Here is a 12,833-nt window from a genome sequence, read left to right on the forward strand (position 1 = left end):
GCGAGAGTTACTCGCGCTTTTTTTAAGTGTTGCCTTGCACCTTTTTATCACTATTAAATTTAGCTGCTTCTTGAGTCGTGTTAATAGCCGTAATAGGGAAGGGGATTACAATACCTTCTTTTTTATAGCGTTTATGCAGGGCTTTTATAAAAGCAGATTTAACCCAAAAGCGATTAAAGTATTCTTTTGCGCGCAGCATAACCGTAAAGTTAATACTTGATCTGTCAAAGGTATGAAAAACCACAAAGGTATTGTAATCATCAACACCCCATTCGTGTGAAATAAGTATTTCACGAGCCACTTCAAGTGTTACTTGCTCAACAAATTCTAAATCTGAATCGTAATGCACGCTTATATCAACAGGCACGCTTAGCTCTTTTTCAGGGTAAAAGTAATTAATAATACGCGACTTAGATAATTGGCTATTAGGTATAATAATCATATTGTTGGGTAGCATTTTAACCCATGTAGATCGCCAGCCTATATGATCAACAAAGCCTTGCTCCTTAGATTCAAGCTCAATAAAATCACCCACCCTTATAGGTTTATCTATTACTAGCTGCACGCCAGAAAAAAAGTTTTCGAGGGTAGGTTGCAAAGCAAGGGCAACAGCCAGTGATGTAATTCCTAACGAGGCAATAATAGGCGTAATAGAAATACCTAACGTGCCCATTAACACCAGTAATCCTACTGACGATAATGTAACGCGTATCACGCCTTTAATTATGCTTTTGGAATTAAAAACCACGGCAGATTGTTCGCCATAGTAATTAATAGTGCCAATAATAAAGCGGTCTAAAAACATAATAAGTGCAAGCAGCGCTAATACAATATTAATGCTATTAAAAGGGATCTGTTGAGAAATAGAAGTACTAATAATGAAGGTGTCGTGCTCTAAAATGGTGAGTAGCACAATAATTGTGCACAGTGTTAGCGGCTTAGATATTGACTCTATTAGTAAAGTATCGAATATAAATTTGGTTTTTGAAGTCCATTTTTTTAGCCAGTACATTACAAAAAAACGAATTAAAAACAGTAGTATAGCTATAAGTAAAAGGGAGGACGCTGCGCTTAACCAAGGTGTGCTGTTAGAAAATTCCAGCGCTTTATTTAGCATAACTTAAACCTGTTCAATATAGTTTTATATATATTGCAGCAAGTTATGTACCTTTGTTTGGGTAAAGTAGCTGCCGAGTTTAGTCGGCAGCAAATATTATACTTTTTTGGCTAACCACATACCGCCTAGCACGGCTGCAAAAAACAATAAAAACTCCATTTTAAGAGATACCAATTGAACCAAGCCCGGGCCTGGGCATATGCCACTTAAACCCCATCCTAAACCAAAAAGTACTGAGCCAATAATTAAGCGCGAATCAACTTTTTTTAAATCACTTAAATTAAATGTGCCTGAAATAAGTGGCTTCTCTTTTTTTGCAACCCATAACCATGTAAGCATCATTATTAGCATGGCAACAGCCATCACTATAATTAAGCTTGCGTCCCATTGGTTCCCGTAGGTAAGAAAGTTAATCACTTTAGCGGGGTTTGTCATCCCGCTAATAATAAGTCCTAAGCCAAATATAAAGCCTATAACAACCATCATAATTGCTTTCATTATTTATCCTACAAGGTTTGCTGTAATGAAGGCGACAAGCATAAATGTGCATGTTGCAACCCAAGAGCGAGTAGAAAAGCGCGACATGCCGCACACACCATGGCCACTTGTGCACCCATTAGCTAAAGTTGTACCAGCGCCAACTAAAAGCCCCGCAACAATAATAAGCCAAGGCGGCAACTGTAATTCGCCTTCTAATAAAGAAGGAGCAAATACTCTTACAGCTACACCTGCCAACAACAATCCTAAAATAAAGTATAACTGCCAACGCGAGCCCGAATTTGCTTTAGCAAATACAGACTTAACAATGCCCGATATGCCTGCAATTTTTCCGTATAAAACCAGTAATAACGTACACGCTATACCAATTAATGCACCGCCTATTGCAGCCGATACGGGGGTGAATTCTGTTACCATTTTTTAAATTTCCCAAACAATAGAAACACCTAAACCGGTTTGTTTCATTTCGATTGATAGTTGTTGATTTGGCGCTAAGTAGTTAGCGCCCGTTACTTTTTTAGCTGGCGAATAAAAAGCCATAGCGTTTAATTGTACCTTGTTGGTAAAAGAATGGCTAAAGCCCGTTGTAAAATGCCACTCTTGAACGCCCGGCGCTAAAATATTTAATATAACTTGCGACGAAGGAATAGGTTGCTCGGTGTAAGACACCCCAAAACGAATTTTTTGTTGCGATGTACGCTGCCACTGATAGCCAAGCTTATAAATAGTCATATCGTTCCAGCCAAATCCAGCGCCGGCGTTAGCTCCTAAAGGCGCTGACATCAAGTTATCGACTGGGTTTGAAATACTTTTTACTTCGCTGTAATTTATTTTTTGCCAATCAAATACCACCTGATTACTAGGTGTAAGTTTATAAGCTGCACCAATTTGAAACGAACTTGGCAGATCAAATCCGCCTTGCTCTGCAAACAAACCTTTATAGCTATCAAACTCTTGCATAGACACTGATGAGCGGTAACTTGCCCCCCAGCTTAATGACGAATTTATATCTTGGCTAATACCTAGTTGAATGCCTAGGCCTGTGCTTGTATCGGTGCCATTATTTGTAAGCGCTTCTGGTGATTGCGAAAAAGGAGCAAAGTTTTCAAGCCCTTGTGCTTCAAACTGCTGCACCACGTAAATAGGGGATACACCAAGGCGTGTTTGTTCATTCAACTTATAGCTTACTGTTGGGCTAATAAAGAGCTGCTTTAAATCAACGCCTGCCGTACCACCATAAAAGGTTCCTTCAGGAGCGGACTCTGCGCCGTACTCAGAATTCATACCGCCATTGCCATACACTAATAAGCCAATATTTACTTTTTCATTTAATTGGTGGCCAATAGCAAATTCTGGAATTGCGAATACGGAGTTATCGCTTTTTTGTGTTTTTGCTTCAAGATAAAAAGCGTCAGGGTAAAAAGTATCTACTTTCGATGCAGTGTATTTTCGCTCAGGTGAAAAAAGCTCTAAGCCCAGAGATAGCTGTGTTCCGTTTGGCAAAAAAGTAGCAGGATTATTAGCGCCAGACATTAACTCTTCTGACAGCGCTACACCTGCGCCAGCCATGCCTTTGTGGGTCATGCCGTAGCCGTGTGTAAAATACCCATTAGTAGCAAATGCACTGAACGAACCTAACGCACACGTTAAAGCTAAGCCTGATATTAACTGTTTTTTCATTTTAGTAGACACATAAAGTTGGAATGGGCGGACAATAGCTAATTATTGATATTCTAAAAAGGAATTTAAATAGATTAGTTATAATAAAAGGTAATAGAGCAATGGCTATAAAGTTAAAATAAATGAGCAAAGATTGCTATTTAACTTTTAGGTTATTTATACAGGGAGTCCATATAAGACCCTAGATAACGCTGCTTTATAAAAAGGCAAAGCGGCGACTAATATCACCGCTTTTAAAAAATCACATAGATTCGAGCGTTTTACCGCGCGTTTCTTTAATGTATTTAACAACAAAAAAGATGCTTATAAGTGCTGATAACGCATAAAAGCCGTATGCACCGGCAAGGCCTATATTGGCAAGCATAATAGGGAAGGTCATGGTGATTGCAAAGTTAGCAATCCACTGCGCACTGGCAGCAACAGCAAGCGCTGCACCACGAATACGGTTATTAAACATTTCGCCTAATAATACCCATACAATAGGGCCCCAACTTAAACCAAAAAATACCACAAATAAATTTGCCATAATAAGTGCAAACGTACCCATGTTATCGCTAAGCGCAAGTTTGCCTGCTTCATCAAGGCCTGCGCTGCCAAATATATAAGTAAGCGCGCTTAAGCTAATAAACATACCAATACTGCCTACAAGCAGCAGTGGTTTACGGCCAACTTTGTCAACTAACGCAATGGCAATAAAGGTCGATACAATATTAGTAGTGCCCGCTAATACATTTATAAATAACGATTGTGACTCATCAAACCCAGCGGCTTGCCAAAGCTCAGAGCCGTAATAAAACACCACGTTAATACCTACAAATTGCTGAAATACACTCAGCGCCACACCTACCCAAACAATTGGGTGTACTTTTTTACTGCCATCAATAAATAAATCGCGAATACTTGGTTTTGTATCGCTATGCAAGGAGCGTTTAACATCGCTTATTTGCTTATCTGCATTGTCGTTTGAAATTTTGCTAAATACCGCTTTTGCAGCGTTTACTTTACCTTGCGCCACTAAATAACGAGGCGACTCCGGAATAAACAACACACCGACTAAAAACAGTACAGCAGGTACAAGCTCAGCCCAAAACATCCAGCGCCAAGCGGCTATATCAAGCATTAAAATATTTTGCGCGCTGCCTGCTGCATCAGCAATTAAATAGTTACTTAAAAAAGCAGCAAACAAACCCAGTACAATAGCGAGTTGTTGCAATGTAGCTAATCGACCACGTAGTGCGGGTGGCGCAACTTCAGCAATGTAAGCTGGCGCTAATACCGATGCTGCACCAATCCCTAAACCACCAAATAAACGATAAAAAATAAACTCCGCAGAGCTTTCGCTAATGCCTGACCCAAACGCACTAATGGCAAAAATAATCGCAGTGATGATCATAATTGCACGGCGGCCAAACTTATCAGCCAGCGGCCCCGCAGCAAGCGCACCTAAGGCACAACCAAGTAACACAGACGCTACGTTAAAGCCCGTAGCCACACTGCTTGAATTAAATGCATTACCGAGTGCCGACACCGTGCCGTTAATAACGCCCGAGTCAAAACCAAATAAAAAGCCACCAATAGCAGCCACGGCCGATATAAAAATTACGTAAAAAAGGGAGGTGTTTTCAGCTGTGTTGGCTGAGTGAGTAGGCGATGTGTGCGTTGTCATTATATGCCCTGAAAGTTAAATTAAATATAAAGGAGCATAATATCGTAAAGCGCTATGGCTGAATACATTTGTGCAGGTATAACGATTTAGCGGGTATAAATTGAGCCTTTCTAAAGGTTTTAATTTAAGTAACCGCCTTTTAAATAACACAGACTGAATATTCAATAAATAATATGCACTTTATGGTCAGAGCCTGTTTACCAACATTACTGATCTCACTCATCTTGGTGTTTTTTGCAATTACATAACCTGTTCTGAAGTTAAGTAATTGTTTACATGTGGTTATTTGGTGGTTAAGGTAAATACATTGAATATAGGTACATTTGTCGGTTTATAAAGCGACAAATGTCGTAGACTAATTTATTAAATTTCAAAAGGCACAGTATGCTCGAAACTCGAAAAATATTTATTGATACTCAGTATTTTGTTAAATCAAACTTTAATTTCCACTCTCAATCTTTTAAGTCATTACAAAAGCTATGTAAATCTAATGAAATTCAATATTATTTGACGAGCGTAGTTGAGAGAGAAGTAGATAACCGTATTAAACTATCAATAAAGGACTCTCTTAATTCCTTGAAGCAGTTCAAGAGAAAAGCAAACATACTTTCAACAATTGAAGATCAACAACTTTCCTCTCTATTTGCAGATGTTGCTGAAGATGAAGTGTATGAAAAAGCTAGTAATGTGTTTCATGCATATAACCAAGCCTGTAATTATGAATATGTTGAAGCAGACTCTATAGATAGTGAGAAATTATTAGAGCTTTATTTTGAGATGAAGCCACCGTTTGGGGAAGGAAAGAAAAAGGCAGAGTTTCCTGATGCAATATCATTACTATCGCTTGAGTCTTGTCTCGAACCAGATGATAAATTATATGTTATTTCAGATGATGTTGATTTGAAGTCCTATTGTGAAGGTAATAATAGGCTCATTGCTATTGATAACTTAGAAAAATTATTAGATTTATATAATGAGCATACAAGTGTAAGAACAGTGAAGATTAAAGAGTATATTGCTGAACAGTCTGAAGCATTGAAAACGCAAATATCAGAATATATGGATGACTGCGATTTTTATAACTCCTCATCATGGGAAGATGCCGAAGTAGATGGTATCAGTGTACTTGAAGTTGGCGAAATAGATCCTTCTGTAATATCAATTAACGATGAAGAGTGTTCATTAACTTTTGAAATACCTTTGAAGATCGAGGTTACAGTAACAGGACCTGACTTTAATAATGGCACGTATGACAGAGAAGAGGGGCATGTATATACCTTTGGACATTCAACAAGAACGGAGAATGTTGAGTTATTATTTACTGTAGAGTTAGAACTTTATTATGAGTTTGTATCTGGTGAATTGAATAATATTGAGCAGAACTCACTGTATATCCCCGCGGCTAGTTCTGGAATTGAAGTCGATATTGAAGAAAATGGATCTGATTGGTAGTTATTGAAATTTAACAACACGCCCTGAGGTGGACAGCAAGCACTAAAGCTCACTTTCCACCGCAAATTTTAAAAGCGGTGATCCCTTACTTTTACAATGCGGTTAAGTAAGTTGATTCATCGTAGGGCGTATGTGTTTTCCAGCACCTAAATAGTATTCTTATCCAATGGTGTTATGGGATTTTCCTTTGGCTTCTTGCTGCCGATAATACGCTTCTTCCCAAAATGAATAACGCAAAGGTAACCCTACCTATCCCACAAATATTTACTTTAAAAAGTAAGTGCACGAATATCGTCAGTATATCCATTCATTTTTACCTCTGCGTAAGGTAGCCAATGCAATGCCTACTATTTATATATGCCTAATATAACCATTATTGATTACAAGTTTAAGATTGAATAATAAGCGCAAATACTAGATACTGTTTTTATATACAGTTGTGGCGATATTATGAAAAAAGAATTACCAGCAAAATACTATTTAGCGCATTTTAGAGAGCTTATTGAGTTTGTAACAAGTAAATGTATGCATTTACTTGAGCCTAAACACAGTGAATTTATTAGTAAAATTAATCAGCTAGATGAGCAAAGCCAGTGCATGTTGGCGCGTGTGTATTCGCGAAAGCCTTATTTGGTGCAAGCGCAGTCACTTAATTATGAAGAAATAACCTCGCCGCATCAGGCTATTTATACGCTAAAAAAAGCCGGTATTTTATTTGAGCCAAACGAGCAGCATTACTCACAGCTTTTGGCTCACTTAACCAAACCTGCTTTGCTGGAGTTACTAAGTAATTACAGTGAGCAAATAAGCTTTAAAAAAAGTGCCGCTAAAGGCGCGCTGGTGGATATTGCCCGTGAGTTTTTTAAAACATGCCCACACGAGCTTGCGCCACTTTATAGCCAGTATGTAATTAATAACCGCAGTGATTACTACGAGTATTTTGAGTTTTTATTTGCAGGCAAATTAAGCAGTGGTGATGTGAATCATCAAAATCGTTTTGTAATGCGAGATTTAGGTTTAACCGCTACGCGCGAAGAGCACAGCGAGAGTTTGTCGCGCTTTGAAACACTTGATGAAGCGCAATCGAACTATTTATTAAACCGTTATCGGTTAGCATTTAAAAATATAACAGATGAGAGCGATTATATTGTTTTAGCGCCGCAGGTTTTAATGCAAGCTGCGCACGGTGCCATTGCTGTTGCGTTAAAAAACAAATTATTAGTAAGGCTTTATAGGCAACTAAAGGCAGTTGATAGCGAACTTGCTTTTAGCTTACTTGAAGGGTGCGTGGATGATAGCGAAGCACAAGAAATTCAAATAAGAGAGCAATACAGGCTTGGTAATAAAGAGTGGGTAAAAGCACGATTAGAAGCGATTATTGAAAATCCGCTTACTGATGATTTACTTTATTTTGCTGACGATTTTTTAATGCGTAAGTTTAATAAAAAAACACGGTCGCGTTTAAGTGCCATGCTTAGCGATACCCAGTGCGTGCTAGAAATAGATGAACTGTATCGAGGTGAAGTAGAGCAGGGCGTAAACGATTATTATACTCGCCAAGGTATGGCTGTATTTAATACCGAAAACACGCTTTGGCAAAGTTTGTTTGGTTTAGTATTTTGGCACGAGTTATTTGTAGAGTCGCCTTACCCGCCATGTAATGAGTTTGATATTTATCCGCAAGTATTAAGGCTTGGTAATTTTTATGAGGCGCAACAAGCACAAATAAATGAGTGCTTAGCGCAGTGCCAAACGTCGCAAGCATTACTTAATTTAGTATGCAAAAATGCAGCGCAATACTTTGATCAACCTAATGGTTTATTTAGATGGCATAAAGAGCTACTACAACCGTTAGAAGCACTCATTTTAAATAGCCCACTTGATGCATTAATTACTCACTTAACCAATATGAGTAAGCATTATTTACAACTAAAAGACGGCTACCCCGATTTAATGGTTATCAATAATGGCAAAGTACATTTTGAAGAAGTAAAAGCACCGGGCGACAAACTTAGGCGCAACCAATTAACCACCATTGATAACTTAAAAAATGTGGGCTTTGAGGTACACATTGCCGCCGTTAAATGGTTTGTAGATTCTAACCGTATTTACAGTGTGGTCGATATAGAAACCACGGGCGGCTTAAAAGGCGGCAACCGCATTACCGAAATTGGCCTTATAAAAGTACAGCACGGCAAAGTGATAGACACCTGGACGACACTTGTAAATCCACAGCGGCACATACCCGGATTTATAACGTCATTAACCGGTATTAGCGACAGCATGGTGCGCAATGCCCCTGTATTTGCCGAAATAGCACAGCCATTGTTAGATAAACTTGCAGGCAGTATTTTTGTAGCCCATAACGTTAATTTTGACTACGGCTTTATTAAAAAAGAATGCGAGATGGCAGGGCACTTTTTTAAAATGCCAAAAATGTGCACAGTGGTTGAGTCGCGCAAAGCGTTTAAAGGCTTAAAGTCGTATTCGCTGGGCAATCTTTCATCGCACTTTAATTTAAATTTAACCAGCCATCACCGAGCACTTGCCGATGCAACCGCCACTGCAGAGCTGCTATTACTTATTCAGCAATCCCAAAGTAGTGAATAAGCAGTAAATCTTAACGTAAGAAGTAGTATGTACTTTTAAGGCACTTAGCTTGTTTTAGCTAAGTGCCTTTTTCGTGGTAAAAAACCAGTAACCAGCATAGTGCCTACAATTACAAATAGTGCGCCTAGTAATGTATTTGGCCCTATTTGCTCATCTAAAAATAAATGCCCCCAAAATATGCCAAATAATGGAATTAAAAATGTAACCGTGAGTGCTGAGGTTGGGCCAATATCGTCGATTAATTTAAAAAATAAAATATAAGCAAGGGCGGTACATACTACGCCCAGTACTAATACACCTAGCATAATGTTGGTGCTTGGTATTTCTCGTATTGGCATAAATAAGATAAGCGGTAATACCATAAAGCTCGACGCCCACATTGAGCCATGGGCATTATCGAATGGGGCCAGTTTAGGCGCGTTTTTAGTGTAATGCGATGCAATGGCATAGCAAAGTGAAGCGCTTAATGCCGCTACTATAGCTATGATTGATTGGCTATTTAATACAAAGTGATTTTGGCCAACGAGTATTGCAACACCTATCAAGCCAAGCAATAAACCAAGCACCATACTTTTGGTAGGCTTTGTTTTTGTCCATAAAATACCAACTACTACGCCCCAAATAGGGGTTGTTGAATTTAAAATTGATAAAGTAGAAGCGCTTATAGTTTGTGCTGCATAGGCAAAAAATAAAAACGGCAGAGCCGAATTAAACGCGCCTATAATAAAAAAGTGTTTTTTGTGTTCAGTAAACGCTAAACGGCGCTTTAAATACAAGGCAACAATAAATAAAGTAACTGCAGCAAAGCCTACTCTAAACTCAATTAATACCGCTGGCCCCAAGCTGTTAGCTGCCATTCGCATAAATAAAAAAGAAGCGCCCCATATAGCGGCCAGAAAAAATAATCGCAGTAAGCTTGCTAAGGTCATGATAGTATTTTAATTATGCATATTGGATTTTAGAATAGCAGGGTTTATAAACACTGTAAGCCATATTCGGAACCGGCATATAAAAATAATAAATTAAGGATAAGAATGAAAACGTTCTCAGTAGTTTCTATGGTATTTATCACTTTTTTGGGTGGATGTAATTCAAGCTCAATCAACCTTTACAGTGATACCACCATGAAAAAGAATGAATACAATGGTATTAAAGCGTATCGAAAAGGACAGTTTGAGGCCGCTTTCAATTATTTAAAAGAGCCTGCTGGGCTAGGCTATAAAAGCGCACAATACACGTTGGCGTTTATGTTTTTGAAAGGCCAATACTTGGAGCAATCTACTAAACTAGGGATGGGCTGGCTAGGTGTTGCAAGAGAAGCGGGGGTTGAAAATTGGTCTGCGCAATACGATGTATTTTACAGTGCAGCGACTACGCAGCAAAAACAACAAATAGACGAAACAGTTGCGTTGTATATAACGCAATTTGGCGTTAAAGCACAAAATATGACCTGTCGTCGTTCAACTTCGCCTAGACGTACATTTGGTGAAGTTAAAATTGATTGCACTAAGCACGAAGGTAGCGTTACCGAGCACGACATACAAATAATAGAATAGAGTTATGGCTTTTCTAGCTTTTTTTCAAAGTCGCTTTTTACAATATCGAGTGCTTTTAAGACCTCTTCTGGAGCAACATCGTGCTGCTCTAGTATCATAATTAAATCTACTGCAAGTTTAATATGTGTAGGGGCTTGATCAAGTGGGCTTGTCATTTAATTCTTTCTTTTTTGATATTTGGCTAATGGCGACATTTATTGCTGTTTGCACACGTTGTTCCATATGTATGCGTTCTGATTGCGGTAAATAAAACGCCATATCTACATCGTAGCGAATATATCGTGGCGGGAGCTGATTTAGTACCGTACAACAAAAGTCAGCCATTACATCTTCATCATATTTTTCATCAAGTTTAAGTTTGATGATTTCTTCAACTACAATCTTTTCGTAATAGTTGTGTATGTCTTCGTGTAATCGCATATTCCCACCGCTTTAAAATAATCCGTTTAACTGAGTCTATACTAAGGCTTACTATAAATCGATAGCGGCTTTAAATAGTTGTTTATGAACATTAATTAGTGAACTCAAATTACGCTGATAACCGCCACCTAAAGCGCACATTAGTGGGATTTGATGTTGCTTACAGAAGTTGAGAACAAACAAGTCGCGCTCATATACGCCATTGAGCGATATATTAAACAAGCCTAACTCGTCTTTAGTGTAAATATCAGCGCCTGCATTATACAAAATAATATCAGGGTTATGTATGCGCACGCAAAAATAGAGTGCTTGCTCTAATGTAGCAAGGTACTCATCGTCGGTTGTTTTAGCGGGTAATGCAAAATCGTAAGTAGACTGTTGTTTATTTCGAGGAAAGTTTTGTTCACAATGAATTGAGCAAGTAATAATTTGGTCATGGTTTTGAGTGATTTGGGCTGTACCATCGCCTTGGTGTACGTCGCAATCAAAAATTAAAACAGTGTCAGCTTGCTCTGTATCTATTAAATGTGTAGCGGCAATAGCTAAATCATTAAAAATACAAAAACCACTGCCAAAATCGCTATAGGCATGATGATAACCACCGCTCAAGTTAAAGGTTAGATCGTGACTAAAAGCCGCTTCAGCTGCTTGAATACTCCCGCCAATTGATAAAAGAGTACGCTCTACAAGTTGTAGCGAATAGGGGAATCCCATCTTTTTAATTGCTTTATCGCCTAGGGCGTGTTGACCTTTGGTGGGTGAGTTTGCAGCAGTATGTTTGGTTTTTAGGCAAGGCAGAGCCTATGAAGTGTGGTTATTCCCCATAAATAGGCGATAACGCAGCATAAAGACCAAACATGCGCTGCCCATTGGGTTCTTTCTAGGGACGATTAACTCTTTGTTACTCGGCTTTTACTTAGCCCACTAGGTTACAAACCTCGCGCCGCGATTTAATCGCCCCTAGATTGAACAAATTTCAATCCACAAAGATCAACACGCCCTAGAGTCCCAGCTAAAAAGTCATCTATATAACGTTGGCTATGACATAGCGCAAGTTGAGATGCGTTTGCTTTTTTAGGTTCTTGAAAGGCACTTGCCAAAACACCGAGGCTTTCTATTTCGGTTTTAAGTAACTTATATTTTTGAATAGGAAACCGATGACGTTCTGGCAGTATAAGGTCTGAATACAATGGATGATAATAAAGCTGCATAGTAAAGTGCGCCTTAACGCAGTTGTTGTTTTTCTACTTGTTGTATTTTGTCCTCAGTGGCAGAAATTGCTTTTCTGCAGCGGCCCAATCGAGCATGTGTGCTTAATATTTCAAGGTTAAGCTTTTGTGCTTTAGTAGGCGAGGCTTTATCCATTTGCATTTTTCGCTCTTCAATCATGAGTACTAACCGACGTTCAAACTCATGGTTTTGCTTTAATTCGTCGTAAAGCTCGTGCGACGATTGCATTATTTTTTGTACAGCGTGCTTATAAACAGTTTGCTTAGGGCGAGGTTTATAATGGCTTTTGTTTTCTTTAACCCAAATAGGCGTTGATTTAATAACGTTAAATACGGCTTGTACTTGTGCGCCAATGCGTTCAAGTGCGTAGGTATAAGCATGGCGATGCTCGCTTGGCGGTAATCTTGACACTTCGTCTTCAATTTCTATTACGTAATCGGCTAGGTTCATGCTTTTTGTACTAAAAACTGCGCGGTCAAACAAGCTCGGTTGCGCCTGCATATAACGGTTTTTAGAAAACAGTTTAGCTTTATCAAATTGCTCAGCTTGTTGTTTTAGCGTTGCAACTTGTTGGCGTAGTTTATCTAAAGCCATTGAATGCATA

13 protein-coding genes and 1 pseudogene are annotated in these 12,833 nt (G+C 38.8%); 3 read left to right on the forward strand and 11 right to left on the reverse strand.

Annotation, left to right across the window (positions count from 1 at the left end):
- Positions 1-22: 22 nt before the first annotated feature.
- The 5 genes from I6F66_RS13330 to I6F66_RS13350 all read right to left on the reverse strand — a co-directional run bounded on the left by I6F66_RS13330 (position 23) and on the right by I6F66_RS13350 (position 4,961).
- Positions 23-1,117, reverse strand: a complete 1,095-nt coding sequence (locus I6F66_RS13330) for a mechanosensitive ion channel family protein (RefSeq protein WP_197119497.1) — start codon at positions 1,115-1,117, stop codon at positions 23-25.
- A 96-nt stretch (positions 1,118-1,213) separates the two neighbouring features.
- Positions 1,214-1,615: a DUF6691 family protein gene (locus tag I6F66_RS13335; RefSeq protein WP_165740904.1), complete on the reverse strand. Its 402-nt coding sequence runs from the start codon at positions 1,613-1,615 to the stop codon at positions 1,214-1,216.
- A 3-nt stretch (positions 1,616-1,618) separates the two neighbouring features.
- Entirely contained in the window at positions 1,619-2,032 is a 414-nt protein-coding gene (locus I6F66_RS13340) for a YeeE/YedE family protein (protein ID WP_165740903.1), read from the reverse strand.
- A 3-nt stretch (positions 2,033-2,035) separates the two neighbouring features.
- Positions 2,036-3,295, reverse strand: coding sequence for an OmpP1/FadL family transporter (locus I6F66_RS13345; protein WP_197142396.1), 1,260 nt, complete (start codon positions 3,293-3,295; stop codon positions 2,036-2,038).
- Positions 3,296-3,536: 241 nt separating this feature from the next.
- Positions 3,537-4,961, reverse strand: a complete 1,425-nt coding sequence (locus I6F66_RS13350; protein WP_166379107.1) for a sugar porter family MFS transporter — start codon at positions 4,959-4,961, stop codon at positions 3,537-3,539.
- A gap of 384 nt (positions 4,962-5,345) precedes the next feature.
- Here I6F66_RS13350 and I6F66_RS13355 point away from each other — a divergent pair, with 384 nt between their 5' ends.
- Both I6F66_RS13355 and I6F66_RS13360 read left to right on the forward strand, forming a co-directional pair.
- A complete protein-coding gene (locus I6F66_RS13355) occupies positions 5,346-6,413 on the forward strand; it encodes a PIN domain-containing protein (protein WP_197176593.1) in 1,068 nt (355 codons plus the stop codon).
- Between the two features lie 450 nt (positions 6,414-6,863).
- Entirely contained in the window at positions 6,864-9,023 is a 2,160-nt protein-coding gene (locus I6F66_RS13360) for an exonuclease domain-containing protein (protein WP_231611879.1), read from the forward strand.
- Positions 9,024-9,067: 44 nt separating this feature from the next.
- Here I6F66_RS13360 and I6F66_RS13365 read toward each other — a convergent pair whose 3' ends face one another.
- A complete protein-coding gene (locus I6F66_RS13365) occupies positions 9,068-9,952 on the reverse strand; it encodes a DMT family transporter (RefSeq protein ID WP_197209357.1) in 885 nt (294 codons plus the stop codon).
- 105 nt (positions 9,953-10,057) lie between these two features.
- Between I6F66_RS13365 and I6F66_RS13370 the strand changes: the two genes are divergently transcribed.
- The gene (locus I6F66_RS13370) at positions 10,058-10,579 is read left to right on the forward strand and encodes a sel1 repeat family protein (RefSeq protein ID WP_165728573.1); all 522 of its coding nucleotides are present in this window, start codon (positions 10,058-10,060) and stop codon (positions 10,577-10,579) included.
- A gap of 2 nt (positions 10,580-10,581) precedes the next feature.
- On the opposite strand, the gene I6F66_RS13375 is transcribed toward I6F66_RS13370, so the two are convergent.
- From I6F66_RS13375 to I6F66_RS13395, 5 genes and pseudogenes are all read right to left on the reverse strand, one after another.
- Positions 10,582-10,734: a DUF2496 domain-containing protein gene (locus tag I6F66_RS13375; protein WP_007584045.1), complete on the reverse strand. Its 153-nt coding sequence runs from the start codon at positions 10,732-10,734 to the stop codon at positions 10,582-10,584.
- Complete coding sequence (locus I6F66_RS13380; RefSeq protein ID WP_024590772.1) at positions 10,718-10,999, reverse strand: late competence development ComFB family protein; 282 nt, start codon at positions 10,997-10,999, stop codon at positions 10,718-10,720. Before I6F66_RS13380 ends, I6F66_RS13375 begins: the two co-directional genes overlap by 17 nt.
- A 51-nt stretch (positions 11,000-11,050) precedes the next feature.
- Positions 11,051-11,737, reverse strand: a pseudogene (locus I6F66_RS13385) (histone deacetylase); the annotation flags it as partial.
- 212 nt (positions 11,738-11,949) lie between these two features.
- Positions 11,950-12,210, reverse strand: coding sequence for a hypothetical protein (locus I6F66_RS13390; protein ID WP_231611880.1), 261 nt, complete (start codon positions 12,208-12,210; stop codon positions 11,950-11,952).
- A gap of 13 nt (positions 12,211-12,223) precedes the next feature.
- Positions 12,224-12,832: a primosomal replication protein gene (locus tag I6F66_RS13395; RefSeq protein ID WP_197209358.1), complete on the reverse strand. Its 609-nt coding sequence runs from the start codon at positions 12,830-12,832 to the stop codon at positions 12,224-12,226.
- Between the last annotated feature and the right edge of the window lies 1 nt (position 12,833).

The sequence above is a fragment of the Pseudoalteromonas sp. NZS100_1 genome (assembly GCF_015864285.1).
GTDB lineage: Bacteria > Pseudomonadota > Gammaproteobacteria > Enterobacterales > Alteromonadaceae > Pseudoalteromonas > Pseudoalteromonas arctica.